The sequence below is a fragment of the Ramlibacter aquaticus genome (assembly GCF_015159745.1).
In the GTDB taxonomy this organism is placed as follows: Bacteria; Pseudomonadota; Gammaproteobacteria; order Burkholderiales; family Burkholderiaceae_C; genus Ramlibacter; species Ramlibacter aquaticus.
This window is the reverse complement of the sequence record NZ_JADDOJ010000090.1, coordinates 1-16,020: the sequence shown is the minus strand read 5'-3', so window position 1 is coordinate 16,020 and position 16,020 is coordinate 1. Positions and strand designations below refer to the sequence as shown.

12 protein-coding genes are annotated in these 16,020 nt (G+C 72.7%); 7 read left to right on the top strand and 5 right to left on the bottom strand.

Going from position 1 to position 16,020, the window contains the following annotated elements; all coding sequences use genetic code 11:
- Window positions 1-258: 258 nt before the first annotated feature.
- From IM725_RS17185 to IM725_RS17170, 4 genes are all read right to left on the bottom strand, one after another.
- On the bottom strand, window positions 259-2,229 hold the full coding sequence (locus tag IM725_RS17185) for an MASE3 domain-containing protein (protein ID WP_193781860.1): 1,971 nt from the start codon (window positions 2,227-2,229) through the stop codon (window positions 259-261).
- Window positions 2,226-5,393, bottom strand: coding sequence for a response regulator (locus tag IM725_RS17180; protein WP_193781859.1), 3,168 nt, complete (start codon window positions 5,391-5,393; stop codon window positions 2,226-2,228). Before IM725_RS17180 ends, IM725_RS17185 begins: the two co-directional genes overlap by 4 nt.
- Window positions 5,394-5,557: 164 nt before the next feature.
- Complete coding sequence (locus IM725_RS17175) at window positions 5,558-6,607, bottom strand: response regulator (RefSeq protein ID WP_193781858.1); 1,050 nt, start codon at window positions 6,605-6,607, stop codon at window positions 5,558-5,560.
- Window positions 6,607-6,972, bottom strand: coding sequence for an Hpt domain-containing protein (locus tag IM725_RS17170; protein WP_193781857.1), 366 nt, complete (start codon window positions 6,970-6,972; stop codon window positions 6,607-6,609). Before IM725_RS17170 ends, IM725_RS17175 begins: the two co-directional genes overlap by 1 nt.
- Window positions 6,973-7,167: 195 nt before the next feature.
- On the opposite strand from IM725_RS17170, the gene IM725_RS17165 reads away from it, so the two are divergent.
- The 5 genes from IM725_RS17165 (at window position 7,168) to IM725_RS17145 (ending at window position 12,892) form a co-directional block, all read left to right on the top strand.
- The gene (locus IM725_RS17165; protein WP_193781856.1) at window positions 7,168-8,523 is read left to right on the top strand and encodes a dicarboxylate/amino acid:cation symporter; all 1,356 of its coding nucleotides are present in this window, start codon (window positions 7,168-7,170) and stop codon (window positions 8,521-8,523) included.
- A gap of 90 nt (window positions 8,524-8,613) precedes the next feature.
- The gene (locus tag IM725_RS17160; protein ID WP_193781855.1) at window positions 8,614-9,417 is read left to right on the top strand and encodes an SDR family NAD(P)-dependent oxidoreductase; all 804 of its coding nucleotides are present in this window, start codon (window positions 8,614-8,616) and stop codon (window positions 9,415-9,417) included.
- Between the two features lie 106 nt (window positions 9,418-9,523).
- Complete coding sequence (locus IM725_RS17155) at window positions 9,524-10,540, top strand: TRAP transporter substrate-binding protein (protein WP_193781854.1); 1,017 nt, start codon at window positions 9,524-9,526, stop codon at window positions 10,538-10,540.
- Window positions 10,541-10,586: 46 nt separating this feature from the next.
- Complete coding sequence (locus IM725_RS17150) at window positions 10,587-12,455, top strand: TRAP transporter large permease (protein ID WP_193781861.1); 1,869 nt, start codon at window positions 10,587-10,589, stop codon at window positions 12,453-12,455.
- Between the two features lie 221 nt (window positions 12,456-12,676).
- A complete protein-coding gene (locus IM725_RS17145; RefSeq protein ID WP_193781853.1) occupies window positions 12,677-12,892 on the top strand; it encodes a hypothetical protein in 216 nt (71 codons plus the stop codon).
- A 19-nt stretch (window positions 12,893-12,911) separates the two neighbouring features.
- Here the strand turns inward: IM725_RS17145 and IM725_RS17140 are convergent, their stop codons facing one another.
- The gene (locus IM725_RS17140) at window positions 12,912-13,982 is read right to left on the bottom strand and encodes a flavodoxin family protein (RefSeq protein ID WP_193781852.1); all 1,071 of its coding nucleotides are present in this window, start codon (window positions 13,980-13,982) and stop codon (window positions 12,912-12,914) included.
- 325 nt (window positions 13,983-14,307) lie between these two features.
- On the opposite strand from IM725_RS17140, the gene IM725_RS17135 reads away from it, so the two are divergent.
- Complete coding sequence (locus tag IM725_RS17135; protein WP_193781851.1) at window positions 14,308-14,922, top strand: Crp/Fnr family transcriptional regulator; 615 nt, start codon at window positions 14,308-14,310, stop codon at window positions 14,920-14,922.
- 181 nt (window positions 14,923-15,103) lie between these two features.
- On the top strand, window positions 15,104-16,020 hold a 917-nt coding region (locus IM725_RS17130), incomplete at its 3' end, for a glycine betaine ABC transporter substrate-binding protein (RefSeq protein WP_321576215.1).

Here is a 16,020-nt window from a genome sequence, read left to right as displayed (position 1 = left end):
TCATGCTCACGGCGCCTGTTTGAGCGAAGCGGTGGCGCAGCCAGCGCGTAGCGAGTTGCGCCGTGCCGGCCCCAGGCCGCAAATTCCAGCGGAGTCCGCGCAGCGGACCGCGGCAGTATGAGCCCCCGTCACAGGCCGGCCAGCGGGGCGAGCGCGAGGTCGAAGAACAAAGCGCGACGCCAGCCAAAACCAAGTCGGCGAGCGCGACGACGGGGCCCCTGACGCAACGCCAGGCCGCACTCACCCGCGCGCCCAGCCTCAGGCCGCGACAGCCTGACTCCGCCCCAGCCCCAGCGTGAAGTAGAAGGTCGTGCCCTTGCCCGGCTCGGACTCGGCCCAGACGCGGCCGCCGTGCAGCGCGATGATGCGGCTCACGTTCGCCAGGCCGATGCCGTGGCCGGCGAATTCGGCCTGCGGGTGCATGCGCTGGAAGGGCGCGAACAGGCGCTTCGCGGCGGCCATGTCGAAACCGGCGCCGTTGTCGCGCACGTGGAACACGGTGTGGCCCTGCGCGTCCTCGTGGCTGCCGACCTCGATCCTGGCCTTGTCGCAGCGGCCCGTGAACTTCCACGCGTTGCCCAGCAGGTTGCGCAGCGCCAGGCGCAGCAGGGTCGGGTCGGCGCGGGCCATCAGCGGACGCTGCACCACGGTCTCCACCTGCCGGCGCGGCGCGCCGTCGCGGCACTCCTGCAGGATCTCGTCGGCGATGGCGGCCAGATCCAGGGAGACGGAAGACACCTTGGCCTGCGACAGCCGCGCCAGCTCCAGCAGCGCCTCGATCATTCCCGACATCTGCGCCGCCGCCGCGCGCATGCGGCCGATGTACTGCAGGTCGCGCTCCTGCAGCCGCCCGCCCGCCTGGTGCACCAGCACCTCGCCGAAGGCGCTGATCGCCGCCAGCGGGGCGCGCAGGTCGTGCGCCACCGTGTACGAGAAGGCCTCCAGCTCGCGGTTCACCGCCTCCAGCTGGGCGGTGCGCTGCTGCACGCGGTCCTCCAGCGTGGCGTTCAGCTGCAGGATCTCGGCCCGCGCCCGCTCGCGCTCGGTGATGTCGCGCGCCACCCAGCTCACCAGCGTGCGGCCCTTGCGGTCGCGCCAGGCGGAGCCGGCCACTTCCATCGCCAGCAGGCTGCCGTCGGGGCGGCGCACGCGGGTCGTGGCGCGGCCGCGGCCTATGCGCGCGACCTCGTCCTGCAGCCGCTGCACCTCCGGCCGCTGCGAGTCGATCAGGCCTTCGGCGGGCTGGCCCACCAGCAGGTCGCGGCTGGCGCGCAGCGCCTCGCAGCCGGCCGGGTTGACGTCCAGGATGCGGCCGGCCGCGCTGGCCACGAACACCGCGTCCAGGTTGTTCTCGAACAGCAGGCGGTAGCGCTCCTCGCTCGCGGCCAGCCGCTCCTGCGCGGCCTCCAGCGCCTGGTAGGGGCGCAGCAGCGCGCGGGCGAACAAGGCCTCCCAGATCACGGCATAGGCCACGATCTTGAGCAGGTGGGCGAAGTTGCTGTACTGGTCCCACATGGTGCTGTACAGCGTGAAGGCGTACTCCGACAGCGCCATCACCAGCGTCGCCGTGAGCAACTGCGCCACCGGCAGGGTGCCGCCCGGCTGCGACAGGCGCCGCGCGAAGCCCGCCGCCGCGGCCAGGTTCATGGCCATCACCACGTACTCCGTGCCGACCTTGGCCGAGGTCAGGCCCTGCCCGGGCACGAACCACAGGGTGGGGATGTGCGGCTCCCAGATCGAGACCGCCACCACCACCAGCGCGAAGGCCAGCGTGCCGCCCACCAGCGGCAGGTAGGGCGCGGGCGCCTCCACGCCCCGCTCGGGCCCGAAGGCGAAGAACAGCATGGCCAGCGCCACCAGCAGGCGTGCCGCCAGGAACAGCGTGACCGAGGTGCCCCAGTTCTGCGGCTCCACGATCAGGGGCATGCCGTCGTAGAAGAAGGTGTGGACGAAGTCCAGCAGCGCCACGGCCAGGAAGACGGCGCTCACCTGGGGGGCGGCGCCGGCCGCGCTGCCGCGCCGCACGCTGGCCCAGCCGACCGAGAACACCAGCAGGCTGACGATCACCGAGCCGGTCTCCATCGCGGCGTGCAGGGCCGCGTTGGGCGCCCGGGGGATGGAGAAGTGCAGCGCCGGCACGAAGGCCACCGCGGCCAGCAGCAGGGCGCAGCCGGCCACCAGCAGCAGGCCGTGGCGCAGCGAGGCGCGGTGCTCGGGCAGCACCGTCATGCGCGGGCGTCCAGCGCGCGGGCGATGGCCTCGAAGAGCTCGTGCATGTCGAAGGGCTTGCCGACGAAGTCGCTCATGCCGGCGTCCAGGCAGTTCTGCCGCACCGAGGCGTGCGCATGCGCGGTCAGGGCGATCACGGGGAGGCCGGCGTGGCCGGGCAGGGCGCGCAGGCGGCGGGTCGCTTCGCAGCCGTCCATGCCGGGCATCTGCACGTCCATCAGCACCACATCGAAACGCTCGCGCGCCAGGTGGTCCAGCGCCTCGGGGCCGCTGGCGGCGGTCGTGACCTGCATGCCGGCCACGTCGCCCAGCAGCGCGACGCCGACTTCCTGGTTGTAGGGGTTGTCCTCGACCAGCAGCACGCGCCGGCCCCGCAGGGCCGCGTGGCGGGCCTCGCGCGCCAGTGTGGCCGCGCTGGCCGGCACGCCCGCCTCCAGGCTGCCGTCGCTGCGCAGCAGCACCTTCAGGTGCACCTCGCTGCCATCGCCAGGCCGGCTGGCGACGGCGATGTCGCCGCCCATGAGCAGCGCCAGCTGGCGGCTGATCGCCAGGCCCAGCCCGGCACCGCCGAAGCGCCGCTCGTCGCTGGCGTCGCCCTGGGTGAAGGGCTGGAACAGCCGATCCAGCTGCGCGGTGTCCATCCCGATGCCGGTGTCGCGCACCACCGCGTGCAGGGTCACCGACCCTGGCCCGGCCGGCTCGCTCCACAGGCGCATGCCGACGGCACCGCCGCTGGTGAACTTGACCGCGTTGCCGCCCAGCGCGAGCAGCACCTGGGCCAGCCGCTGCGGGTCGCCGCCCAGGCTGGCGGGAATGCCCTCGTCGGCCTCCAGCGTGAAGCCCAGGCCCTTGGCCAGGGCCCGCGGCGCCAGCTCCGCGCGCACCGGCTCCAGCACCTCGGCGATGCCGAACAGGCGCGGCGCCAGCTCGAGCTGGCCGGCCTCCAGCTTGGAGATGTCCAGCACCTGGTCCACGCTGCCCAGCAGGGCCTGGGCCGAGGCCTGCAGCTTCTCCAGCCAGCCCGCCTGCTGCTGGTCGGCGGCCGCCCGCAGCGCGAGCTGGGCATAGCCCATGATCGCGTGCAGCGGCGTGCGGATCTCGTGGCTCACGCTGGCCAGGAACACGCTCTTGGCCTGGTTGGCGGCCTCGGCCTCGAGCTGCGCGCGGCGCGCCTCCTCGAGGTCACGCTCGCCGCTCAGGTCGCGCAGCATGACGGTCATCAGCACCTCGTCGCCGGCCACGTGGCGGGTGATGGACGCCTCGATCGGGAACTCCTCGCCGGTGGCGCGCAGGCCCAGCAGCTGGCGGCGGCGCCCCACGCGCAGGGTGTCGGCGGTGCCGCGCGCGAACTCGCGCACGCCGCGCTCGTGCGACTCGCGCGAGGACGCGGGCACCAGGTCGTGCAGGGAGGTGCCCAGGGCCTGGCCGGGCTCGATGCGGAACATGCGCCCGGCGGCCGCGTTGAAGACGCGGATGCGCTGGTTGTCGTCGATGGTGATGACCGCGTCCATGGCCGATTCGATGATGCCGGCCATCTGGCGGTCGCGGTCCTGCAGCATGCGCAGCGCGTCGCGGCGCTCCTGGTCGCGGTGCGCGTTGTGCAGGGCCAGCTGCAGGTCGTCGGCCACCGCCTCCAGCAGGCGTCGGCGCTCGGGCACGAACCAGCCGGCCTGGTCGGTGTCGATCAGCAGCGCGCCCCAGATCTCGCCGTCCAGCCGCACCGGCAGCGCGGCGACGGCCCGGATGTGGTGGCGGTCGGCCTGGTCACGCAGGTCCGGCGGGACCTCGATCGCGCTGTAGTCGTCGCAGTATTCCGGCTGGCCCGTCTGCAGCGCCCGCGGCAGCGGCAGGTGGGCGTAGGCCGGCCGCGCCGGCACCCAGGGCTCGGTGCCGATCACCCGATCGGCCGGGCCGGCCCAGGCGATCATGCGGGCCGAGCGCGAATCGCCCTGGACCATGGCCACCAGCACCGCGTTGCCCGAGTCCACGCAGGCCTCGCACACCGCCTTGGCGACCGCCTCGAAGGAGCCGCCCCGCACCACCGCGCGGTTGGAGCGGGCCAGGGCCTCGTACAGGCTGTTTGCCTCCCGCAGCCCGCGTTCCACCTCGCGCTGGCGGTCCAGCATGCGGTTGAACTGCTCGGCCACCACGCGCACCTCGCCGCTGGCGTCCACTGGCGCCCGGGCCGCGCCGTCGCCCTGGGCCACGGCCTGGGCGGTGCGCGCCAGGGCTTCCAGCGGCCGCAGCGTGCGGCGCGCCAGCAGCATGGCGATGCCGACGCCGAGCAGGACGGCCGCCGCCAGCCCCAGCCCGGCGCCGCGTAGCAGGTTGTGCAGCGGTCCCTCGAGCTGGTCGGCCGGCACGCCGGCGAAGGCCCGCCAGCCCATGGCGTCCGCCGACGTGGCCACGTACAGGCGCCGTTCGCCATCGATGCCGGGCACCGCGGCGCTGCGCATCGGGCTGGGGCGCGCCAGCATGCCGGCCAGTTCGGGCTGGCGCACGCCGATCCAGCGCAGCGCGTCCGGGAAGCGCGCCAGCAGCACGCCTTGCGCATCCGCCACCCCGACCGAGCTGCCGACGGGCATTTCGCTGCCGCCGATGCGCTGCGACAGCGCGACCAGGTCCACCGCGACCCAGGCCACGCCGGTCGGCGTGTCCCGGCCGTCGCGCACCGCCTTGGCGATGTAGACCACCGGGTGGTGGGCTTCGTTGCCCGGCTCGGGCGGGCTGACGGTGATGCCGGGCGCGGCCAGGGCCTGGCGCAGCCAGTCGGGCCGGGATGGGGGTGCGGCCAGCGGGCGCAGGCTGCACAGGGTCTGCCCGTCCAGGCCGCTCACGCCCGCATTGCCCCAGGTCGCGTCACTCTGGTGGAAGGGGTCCAGCGCATGGGAACAGGCGCCACCGGCCTGCCCGGAGGCCTGCTGCAGCGCCAGCAGGCGCGCGGTCTCGGCGGCGGCGGCGAACACCCCCTGCGCGTCGTCGGCGGCGCGCATCGCCCGGGCCCGCACCAGCGCCTCGGCCTGCCCCTGCATGGCTTGCGCCACCTGCCAGCCGGCCAGTGCCGCGAGCAGGACCAGGGGCAGCATGGCCGCCAGGGCCGGCATCAGCATGCGCAGCGACAGCGTGACCCAGTGCCGGGGTTGCGGGCCGAGCAGTGGGCGCATCAGTGCGGCGGATTTGTGACATCCATACAGATGAGTTTAGGCCCAGCCCCGTGTCCGGCGTCGAGGAAAAAACGAGGGCTTTCCCGCCGTTGACCGCCGCATGCCCCGCGGGCGGCGCCCCGGCCGTGGGTCCGCCGGGGTGGCGGCCCATGCTTGGCGCCGCCTCAGGCGCCGCCAGGCTCCAGCCAGGCCTCGACCTCGACGGCCGCCGGGCCCGGACCCGCCAGTTCCAGCCGGCCGGCCCGCAGGCAGCCCGCGTTCAGCGCCCGCAGCCCCGGCGAGGCGGCCACGCGCCAGTGCAGCTGGCGTGCGCGCTGGCGCAGCAGGGCCGCTGCGGCGGCCGCCGGCCCGGCCGCGACCTGCAGGCCGGCCTGGCCCTCGGCCGGGTCCGGCAGGGGCAGCACCAGCACGCCGCCGGTCTCCACGCCGGTGGCCAGGTCCAGCGCGCGCTCCAGGGCCGGCTCGACCGACTTCATGGCCCGCGCCGCGTGGCGCAGCGCCACCCGCGGGCCCAGGGGATCGGCGAACACGGCCACCAGCCCGCTGTCGGCGCCCAGCACCCGGGTGGCGCCGAACAGCAGCAGCAGGTCGCGCAGGCGGCTGGTGCCGTCGCACAGGGCCTGCGCGCCTTCGCGCGAGCCCAGCGCCGCCAGCAGCGCGTCCGGCCCGATGCCCAGCGAGAGCACCACCGCGTTGCGCCACACCTGCACGCCCTGGGCGTCCTGGCCGCGGCCCAGCTCCTCGGCCAGGCGCTGCTCGTAGCGCAGGGCCAGCTGCTGCTTCTCCTGCTCCAGGGTCTCGCCCAGCCGCCGCCTGAGCATCTGCGTGTAGTGCGCGCGCAGCGCGTCGCGGCGCGCCAGCAGGGCCTCCACCGCCTCGCACAGCTCCTCGGCCTGCACCGGCTTGAGCAGGAAATCGTCGGCGCCGCTGTTCATGGCGCGGCGCACCTGGGCGCGCTCGGTCATGGCGGTGAGCACGATCACCGGCACGTCCCAGAGCTGGGGGTCCTGGCGCAGCTCGGCGATCAGCTGCCAGCCATCCAGGCCGGGCATGAGCAGGTCGCACAGGACGATGTCGGGGCGGAAGGCACGCGCCTTGGCCAGGCCCTGGTCACCGTCGTCGGCTTCCTCCACGTGGAAGCCTTCGCCCTGCAGCACCAGCCGTGCCGCCAGCCGCTGCACCGCGTCGTCCTCGATGACCAGCGCCAGCGGCATCAGGGCTCCAGCTCCGCCCAGCGGGTGGCTTCGGCGATGCAGGCCTGCATCTCGCGCTGCAGCGCGGGCAGGCCGGCCTGCACCGCCTCCAGCCGGCCCTCGGCGGCGGCGTGGGAAAGCGCCGCGGCCCCGGCCGCCAGCGCGGTGGCGCCGCAGGTGGCACCGGCGCCGGCCAGGGTGTGCAGGGCCCGGCGCACGGCGTCGGGGGCCTGCGGGCAGGCCGCCTGGGCCTCGGCCAGCAGGCGCGGGCCCTGCTGCAGGAAGCGCACCAGGACCTGGCGCAGGAAGTCCGGCCGGCCGCCCAGCCGGGCGGCGGCCGCATCGGGCTCGAAATGCGGCAGGTCAGGAGCGGGCAAATGATTCATTCGAACAATGCTTGTGATTATGGCGAATAACGAAGCGCGCGTTTCAACTGAATGGACGAAGGCGCGGCAAACGTCACGACCATGCGCCGCCCCGCGCAAGCGCACCGCCCTGCGATGTGGAGGTCCACAATGGACCGGCGGCGGGGCCCCGCCTAGAGTGCGAGCTTCCCCCGCACCGCCTCCAGGAGCACGTTCATGAGTGCCAGCACCGCCGCGGCCGCCCGCCGCCCGCTCTACCGTTCGCTTTACTTCCAGGTCATCTGCGCCGTGATCGCCGGCGTGCTGATCGGCCATTTCGCGCCCGCCACCGGCGAGGCGATGAAGCCGCTGGGCGACGGCTTCATCAAGCTGATCAAGATGATGATCGCGCCCATCATCTTCTGCACCGTGGTGGTGGGCATCGCTGGCATGGAGGACATGAAGAAGGTCGGCAAGACCGGCGGGCTGGCGCTGCTGTACTTCGAGGTGGTGAGTTCCATCGCGCTGCTCATCGGCCTGGTGATCGTCAACTTCGTGCAGCCCGGCGGCGGCATGAACGTGGACCCGGCCACCCTGGACACCAAAGGCATCGCGGCCTACACCGGTCCCGGCAAGATAGGCACCACCACCGAGTTCCTGCTCAACATCATCCCCAACACCATCGTCGATGCCTTCGCCAAGGGCGACATCCTGCAGGTGCTGCTGATCTCGGTGCTGTTCGGCTTCGCGCTGCACCGCTTCGGCGGTTGCGGCACGCTGGTGTTCGACCTGATCGAGAAGATCTCGCACGTCTTCTTCGCCATCGTCGGCGTGATCATGAAGCTGGCCCCGGTGGGCGCCTTCGGCGCGATGGCCTTCACCATCGGCAAGTACGGCATCGCCTCGCTGTTCTCGCTGGGCAAGCTGATGGGCACCTTCTACCTGACCTGCCTGATCTTCGTCTTCGTGGTGCTGGGCATCGTGTCGCGCGTGCACGGCTTCTCGGTCTTCAAGCTGGTGCGCTACATCAAGGAGGAGCTGCTGATCGTGCTGGGCACCTCGTCGTCCGAATCGGTGCTGCCGCGCATGATGGAAAAGATGGAGAACCTGGGCGCCACCAAGAGCACCGTGGGGCTGGTGATCCCGACCGGCTACTCCTTCAACCTGGACGGCACCTCCATCTACCTCACCATGGCGGCGGTGTTCATCGCCCAGGCCACCAACACCGACATGACGCTCACCCAGCAGCTCACCCTGCTGGCCGTGCTGGTGCTCACCTCCAAGGGCGCGGCCGGCGTGACCGGCAGCGGCTTCATCGTGCTGGCCGCCACGCTGTCGGCCGTGGGCCACGTGCCGGTGGCGGGGCTGGCGCTGATCCTGGGCATAGACCGCTTCATGTCCGAGGCGCGCGCGCTGACCAACCTGGTGGGCAACGCCGTCGCCACGCTGGTCGTGGCGCGCTGGACGGGCGAGCTGGACATGGCGCGGCTGCAGTCGCGGCTGGACCACCCCAGCGCCGCGGACGCCGACGAGCCCGAGGCGCTGCTGGACGCACAGCAGGCGCACATGGCGGGCGGCGCCGCGCGGCGCTGAGGCGCGCCCGGCCGGTGCCGGCGGGCGCCGGGTGGACAATCGGGGGCCCTGGCGCCCCCTTTTTTTCACGTCCTTTTCCTCCCCCAGCCCATGACCCGCACCGAACCCACGTCCGCCCGCGTCGCCATCGTCACGGGGGGCGCGCGCGGCATCGGCCTCGCGATCGCCCGCTGGTTCCTCGCCCGGGGCCAGCGCGTCGCGCTGCTGGACATCGACGGCGAGACCCTGGACCGCGCGGTGGCCGCCCTGGCCCAGCCGGGCCAGGTGCTGGGCCTGCACTGCGACGTCGGCCAGCCGCAGCAGGTCGAGGCGGCCGCGCGTGCCGTGATGCAGCGCTTCGGCCGCGTGGACGCGCTGGTGAACAACGCCGGCGTGGCCGTCTTCAAGCCGGTGCTGGACACCAGCTTCGAGGAATGGCGCCATGTGATGGCCACCAACCTGGACGGCGCTTTCCTGTGCACCCAGGTCTTCGCGCCCCTGATGGTGCACGGCGGGGCGGTGGTCAACATCGCCTCGATCTCGGGCCTGCGCGCCAGCACCCTGCGCATCGCCTACGGCACCAGCAAGGCGGCCCTGCTGCACATGACGCGCCAGCACGCGGTGGAGTTGGGCAACGTGGGCATACGCGTCAACGCGGTCTGCCCCGGGCCGGTGGAAACCGAGATGGCCCGGCAGGTGCACAGCCCGGCGATCCGCGCCGACTACCACGACGCCATCCCGCAGGGTCGCTATGGCACGCCCGAGGAGATCGCCAACGCCGTGGGCTTCCTGTGCAGCGAGGAGGCCAGCTACGTGAATGGCCAGTTCCTCGCCGTCGACGGCGGCTTCGACGCCGCCGGCGTGGGCCTGCCCACCCTGCGCCGCAACGCCGCAGCCGGCGGCGCCCAGCAGTGAGCGGGCAGGGGCCCGGCAGGCGGCGGACGGGCCGCACCAACGGGCCGTGCCGCGGCGCCTCACTACAATCGTTTCGCCGCAAGCATCCACACCAAGAGGAGACACCATGAGCATCACCCGCCGCACCGTGCTGCGTTCCGCCGCCGCCGCGTCCACCCTGGCCCTGCCGGTCACGCGCGCCTTCGCGCAGGGCAAGGCCGAGTTCACGTACAAGTACGCGAACAACCTGCCGGCCACGCACCCGCTGAACCTGCGCGCCAAGGAGATGTCCGATGCGATCCGCGCCGAGACCAAGGGCCGGGTGGACATCCAGGTGTTCCCCAACAACCAGCTCGGCTCCGACACCGACGTGCTCAGCCAGCTGCGCTCGGGCGGCGTGGAGTTCTTCACGCTGTCGGGCCTGATCCTGTCGACGCTGGTGCCCTCGACCTCCATCAGCGGCATCGGCTTCGCCTTCAACAACTACGACGCCGTGTGGAAGGCCATGGACGGCGACCTGGGCGCGCACATCCGCGGCCAGATCAGCAAGGCCGGCCTGGTGGTGATGGACAAGATCTGGGACAACGGCTTCCGCCAGATCACCTCCTCGACCAAGCCCATCAGCGGCCCGGCCGACCTGAAGGGCTTCAAGATCCGCGTGCCGGTCTCGCCGCTGTGGACCTCGATGTTCAAGGCGCTGGACGCCGCGCCCGCGTCCATCAACTTCGCCGAGGTGTACTCCGCGCTGCAGACCAAGATCGTCGACGGCCAGGAGAACCCGCTGGCCATCATCTCCACGGCCAAGCTGTACGAGGTGCAGAAGTACTGCTCCATGTCCAACCACATGTGGGACGGCTTCTGGTTCCTGGCCAACCGCCGCGCCTGGGAGAAGCTGCCGGCCGACCTGCAGGCCATCGTGGCCAAGCACATCAACGCCGCCGGCCTGAAGGAGCGCACCGACGTGGCCGAGCTCAACGCCGGCCTGCAGAAGGACCTGGCCGCCAAGGGCATGGTGTTCAACACGCCCGACACCGCCGCCTTCCGCGACCACCTGCGCAAGGCCGGCTTCTACAGCGAGTGGAAGGGCAAGTACGGCGACGAGGCCTGGGCCCTGCTCGAGAAGTCCGTCGGCAAGCTGGCATGAGCGGCGCCGCAGCGCGCCCGGCGGCCGGATCGGGCGCGTGGCCGGCATGAGCGCGGCCGCGCACGCCCGGTCCGCGCCGGCCGTGGCCCCGCGCGGGCCCCTGGCCGCCCTGGATCGCACGCTGGGCTGGGCGGTGGACGCCCTGGCCGGCGCCCTGGTACTGGCTGACGTGGGGGTGCTGCTGGCCGGCGTGGTCTTCCGCTTCGTGCTGAAGACGCCGCTGGTGTGGTCGGACGAGCTCGCCTCCATGCTGTTCATCTGGCTGGCCATGCTGGGTGCCGTCGCGGCCCTGCGGCGCGGCGAGCACATGCGCATGACGGCGGTGGTGGGCAAGCTGTCGCCCGCGCGCCAGCAGTTCCCGGAGGCCATCGCCATCTGCGCCGCCATCGCCTTCCTGGCCATGGTGGCCTGGCCGGCCTGGGACTACGCCTCGGAGGAGCGCTTCATCACCACGCCGGCGCTGGAGATCTCCAACCTCTGGCGCGCCGCGGCGCTGCCGGTGGGCATCGCGCTGATGCTGCTGTTCTCGCTGCTGCGCCTGGCGCGCGAGTCGGGCTGGCGCACGGGCACGCAGGCCGTGGTGACGGTGGGCGTGCTGTGCGCGGCCTTCTGGTTCGGCCGCGCCGTCTTCGCCGACCTGGGCCGCCTGAACCTGCTGGTGTTCTTCGTCGGCGTGGTCGGCGCCGCGGTGTTCTCCGGCATCCCGATCGCCTTCGCCTTCGGCCTGGGCACCTTCGGCTACCTGGCGCTGGGCACGGGCGCGGCCCTGCCGGTGATCGTGGGCCGCATGGACGAGGGCATGAGCCACCTGATCCTGCTGGCCGTGCCGCTGTTCGTCTTCCTGGGCCTGCTGATCGAGATGACCGGCATGGCGCGCGCCATGGTGGCCTTCCTCGCCGGCCTGCTGGGGCATGTGCGGGGCGGGCTTTCGTATGTGCTGGTGGGCGCGATGTACCTGGTCTCGGGGATCTCGGGCTCCAAGGCCGCCGACATGGCGGCGGTGGCGCCGGCGCTCTTCCCCGAGATGAAGAAGCGCGGCGCGCAGGAGGGCGACCTGGTCGCGCTGCTGGCCGCGACGGGCGCGCAGACCGAGACCATTCCGCCCAGCCTGGTGCTGATCACCATCGGCTCGGTCACCGGCGTCTCCATCGCGGCGCTGTTCACCGGCGGGCTGCTGCCGGCCGTGGTGCTGGGCCTGGTGCTGTGCGCCGTGGTGGCCCTGCGCTCGCGCGGGGAAGACCTCTCGCACGTGAAGCGCACGCCCTGGCCCGAGGTGGCCCGGCTGGGCGCCGTCGCCTTTCCGGCGCTGGCGCTGCCCTTCGTGATCCGCGCCGCGGTGGTGGAGGGCGTGGCCACCGCGACCGAGGTGTCCACCCTGGGCATCGTGTACGCGGTGGTGGCCGGGCTGCTGGTCTACCGCCAGTTCGACTGGCGCCGCCTGGGCCCCATGCTGGTGGCCACGGCCTCGCTCTCGGGCGCGATCCTGCTGATCATCGGCACCGCCACGGCCATGGCCTGGGGCCTCACCCAGTCGGGCTTCTCGCGCTCGCTGGCCGAGGCCATGGCCGCGCTGCCCGGCGGCGCGGCGCTGTTCATGGCGGTCTCGGTGCTGACCTTCGTGGTCCTGGGTTCGGTGCTGGAGGGCATCCCCGCGGTGGTGCTGTTCGGGCCGCTGCTGTTCCCCATCGCGCGCCAGCTGGGCATCCACGAGGTGCACTACGCGATGGTGGTGGTGCTCTCCATGGGCCTGGGCCTGTTCGCGCCGCCGCTGGGCGTGGGGTACTACGCCGCCTGCGCGATCGGCCGCGTGCACCCCGACAAGGGCATACGCCCCATGCTGGGCTACATGCTGGCGCTGCTGGCGGGCACCGTGCTCGTGGCCGCCGTGCCCTGGCTGTCGACCGGCTTCCTCTGAGCGCCACGGCGCCGGTGCGCCGGTGTGCAGGCGGCCCGGCGCTTGCGCCCGCGGCCGGTCGAACCGGCTGCCCGATGAAAGCACATTCATGGTCGCTGCTGTAGCGGCGCCCGCGGATTTGAGGTGGGTCAAGCAAGCCTCGCATGGCTTGTTTTTTCGTCACCGGGCCGCGTTTTTCCTACTCCGCGTGCGCCCATCTGTGGGCATGCTCGCGCATTGCCATGCAGACCCGTGATTCCACCCATGCCAACGCCGCCGAGCTGCTCGCCCGCGCGCTGCAGGGGCTGTGCAGCTTCGAGCGTTCGGCCGCGCCCGCGGCCGGGGATGCGCGCAGCCGCGACTTCCTGCGCCAGCAGCTGCTGCTGATCGTGGAGCAGCGCGCCGCCCGGCTGCAGGGCGAGACGCGCGCGATGCGGCGCAACCTGCCCGAGCTCTGAGCCCCGCGCTGCCGCGCCGCTACTTCGGCCGCGGCCGCGAGAGGCCCGCATCCGGCGGCCGCAGGCGGCCGGCCCGCTGCTCGCCGATGGCCACCGCCAGCGCGCGCGCCACGTTGCGCATCTCCTCCTGCACCGCGGTGTCACGGTCCAGGGTCTCGTGGCTGTCGGCATAGGGCTGCCAGTAGCCGATGTAGCGGTCCAGGCGGGCCTGGAAGCCGGCGTCCACCAGGCCCATCCAGTCCAGCCAGTCGCACAGGGCGCGGCGCACCGGCTCCACGCCCGCCACGTCGCCGTGCACGAAGACGCCGTAGGCACGTCCCGCGAGGTGCTTGGGGTAGTCCCAGCCGGCCATCTCCAGCGCCTTGGCCTCCTCGGGCTTCTTGCCGTGCGTGCTGGTCGGGTCCGGGTTGCCGCCGTCGGCGCACACCAGCCGGTCCATCATCAGCTTCAACGGGCTGGCCGCCTGGTACCAGTAGACCGGCGTGACCAGCAGCACGCCATGGGCGCGCACCCAGGATTCGTAGATCTCGGCCATCCAGTCGCCGGTCTGCCGCAGGTCGTGGTTCGGGTAGCAGCTGCAGGGCCAGTGGCACAGCGGCATGGCGGTGGACGCGCAGCCCTTGCAGGGATGGATGTGGCGGTCGTAGTCGGAGGTGAGCCGGCTCAGGTCCAGCAGTTCGACCTCGATGGAAGCCTGCTGCAGCACCTCGCCGGCCATGCGGGCGAGGCGGAAGGTCTTGGACATCTCGCCCGGGCAGCTGCCGTCGTTGCGCGAGGCGCAGCACACCACCAGCGCGCGCGAGGGGCTGCCGGGCCGTGCCCACTCGGCCTGCGCCGCCCGCAGCGCATCGCGCGTGGCCCGCCACTCGTCGGACAGCGCGTAGGTGGGGTCGGCATGGCCGGGTCCCGCCGGCTGGGTTCGCGGCGCCTTGCGGCCCTGCTGGTACGCGTCCCAGGCGATCGCTTCCAGCCGGGCGATCGCCGGCTTCTCCGCATCGAAGGCGGGGTCGTAGAAGGACTGCATGAAGCGCTCATGGAAGGCCTGGCGGTCCAGCATCGCCGGCGCCTGGCCCTTGCGGATCGGAATCATGCAAGCCATTCGAGCACGGGGGCCTGCCCAGCCGCGGCGGCGCGCCGCGTGTTCCGGCAACGTCCTACAGGGCGGATGGCGCTGCGCTACGAACGCGCAACATTTTGTTGCTCCTCGCCGCATGCGAAGTGACGCGGGCGCACAGCGACTGCTCATCCATCTCGCCTGCGGGTGGACGCGCCCGATAACATGACTGTAAAAGCCATGTTCGTCTTCAGGGAGGCGGTCCAGCATTGCCATCAGCCGGCGCAGACCGGTCTCCTGGGCTGCCGACAACAACAAAGGTGTGGGGTGGAAGTTGAGGGCTAAGGACCCGGAAGGGTGCATGTTCTGTGCGACGCGGCCTGCCTGCATCCTGAGCCGGCTGGCGCCGGCGAAGCTGCAGGAAATCGAGCCGGCGATCGCCCGTCGGCGTCTGGACCGCGGTCAGGTCCTGGTCAGGGAGGGTGAAGTCGCCCGCTCGGCCTCGGTGGTGAAGATCGGCACGGTCTTCGGCCGCCGCCGCAGCCTGGACGGCGAGGACCGCACGGTGAGCATCGCCGGGCGCGGGACCGCCTTCGGGCTCATGGGTTTCTTCGAACAGCCCACGCAGGTCAGTGGCGTGGCGGCCGTGCCCTCGCGCATCTGCGACATCCCCCACGAGCGCCTGCGCGACATCGCGGCCCGCGAGCCCTCGTTCGCGGTCCACATGACGCGCACCACCACGGCCTCGATCGGGCTGATCGCCGACTGGTCGGTGGGGGTGCGCGTGCGCGGCGTGCCCAACCAGCTCGCCTGCACGCTGCTGCTGATGGCGCGCTCGCAGAAGACCAGCGTGCTGGAACTGCCCACGCACGCGGCGCTCACCGAACTCCTGGACGCAACGCGCGAGACCATCGCGCGGGCCTTCAGCACGCTGCGCGCCGAGGGCTGCCTCAAGCTGCTGGGTCGGCGCATGTGAGAGGTCGACCCCGACGCGCTGATGCGCCGCGTGCGCCAGGGCGAGCGGCGCGCGGCCCCGCTGGCGGCGCCCTGAGGGGCGGCGGCCCCTGACAGCCGGCGGGTCCTCGGCCGGCGGGCCCTCGTCCGGTGCCGCGGCGCCCGGGCCACGGGCCGCCTGCACATGCGTCACACTCCGGCCCATGCGCCTTGCACTCCCTTTTCCGCGCTGGCGGCTGGCCCTGGTGGCCGCGGTGGCGTGCATCCAGGCCGCCGCCCTCGCGGCGCCGGCGCCCCCAGCCCCGGCTGCGTCGGCCCCGGGCGTGCCGCCACCCGGCGCGTCGGCACCGGCCGCCGTGGTCGGCTCCAAGCGCTTCACCGAGAGCTACATCCTGGGGGAGATCGTGCGCCAGGCGCTGCTGCGCGCCGGCGTGGCGGCGACCCACCGGCAGGGCCTGGGCAACACGGCGGTGATGGAGCAGGCGCTGGCGACGCACGCGATCGACCTGTACCCCGAGTACACGGGCACCATCGTGCGCGAACTGCTGCACCGCCAGGACGACCCCGGCGCCGGCCTGGACCGGCTCAACCAGTGGCTGGCGCCGCGCGGCCTCAAGGCGGCGATCCCCCTGGGCTTCAACAACGGCTACGCGCTGGCCATGCGCGAGGACACGGCGCAGCGCCTGGGCATCGCCACGCTCTCGGACCTGGCTGCCAGTCGGGCGCCGCTGCGGCTGGGCCTCTCGCATGAATTCCTGCAGCGCGCCGATGGCTGGCCGGCGCTGCGCAAGGCCTATGGCCTGCCGCAGGTGCCGGGCAGCGGCCTGGACCACGGCCTGGCCTACCAGGCGCTGGCGGGCGGGCAGGTCGACGTGGTGGACGCCTACACCACCGACGCGCAGATCGAGCGCCTGCACCTGCGCGTGCTGCGCGACGACCGCGCCTTTTTCCCGCGCTACGACGCCGTGCTGCTGATGCAGGCCGGCTTCGACGCCGGCCCGCTGGCGCCGCTGGCCGGCCGCATCGACGACGCCGCCATGCGGGCCATGAATGCGCAGGTCGAACTCGACGGCCGCAGCTTCGAGGCGGTGGCGCGGGAGTTCCTCTCTCGCGCCACCGC

What these genes read in the sequence shown, in the direction of transcription:
- IM725_RS17185 (WP_193781860.1), bottom strand. Translation starts at nt 2,229, where the DNA reads ATGACGGTGCTGCCCGAGCACCGCGCCTCGCTGCGCCACGGCCTGCTG.
- IM725_RS17180 (WP_193781859.1), bottom strand. Translation starts at nt 5,393, where the DNA reads ATGCGCCCACTGCTCGGCCCGCAACCCCGGCACTGGGTCACGCTGTCG.
- IM725_RS17175 (WP_193781858.1), bottom strand. Translation starts at nt 6,607, where the DNA reads ATGCCGCTGGCGCTGGTCATCGAGGACGACGCGGTGCAGCGGCTGGCG.
- IM725_RS17170 (WP_193781857.1), bottom strand. Translation starts at nt 6,972, where the DNA reads ATGAATCATTTGCCCGCTCCTGACCTGCCGCATTTCGAGCCCGATGCG.
- IM725_RS17165 (WP_193781856.1), top strand. Translation starts at nt 7,168, where the DNA reads ATGAGTGCCAGCACCGCCGCGGCCGCCCGCCGCCCGCTCTACCGTTCG.
- IM725_RS17160 (WP_193781855.1), top strand. Translation starts at nt 8,614, where the DNA reads ATGACCCGCACCGAACCCACGTCCGCCCGCGTCGCCATCGTCACGGGG.
- IM725_RS17155 (WP_193781854.1), top strand. Translation starts at nt 9,524, where the DNA reads ATGAGCATCACCCGCCGCACCGTGCTGCGTTCCGCCGCCGCCGCGTCC.
- IM725_RS17150 (WP_193781861.1), top strand. Translation starts at nt 10,587, where the DNA reads ATGAGCGCGGCCGCGCACGCCCGGTCCGCGCCGGCCGTGGCCCCGCGC.
- IM725_RS17145 (WP_193781853.1), top strand. Translation starts at nt 12,677, where the DNA reads ATGCAGACCCGTGATTCCACCCATGCCAACGCCGCCGAGCTGCTCGCC.
- IM725_RS17140 (WP_193781852.1), bottom strand. Translation starts at nt 13,982, where the DNA reads ATGATTCCGATCCGCAAGGGCCAGGCGCCGGCGATGCTGGACCGCCAG.
- IM725_RS17135 (WP_193781851.1), top strand. Translation starts at nt 14,308, where the DNA reads ATGTTCTGTGCGACGCGGCCTGCCTGCATCCTGAGCCGGCTGGCGCCG.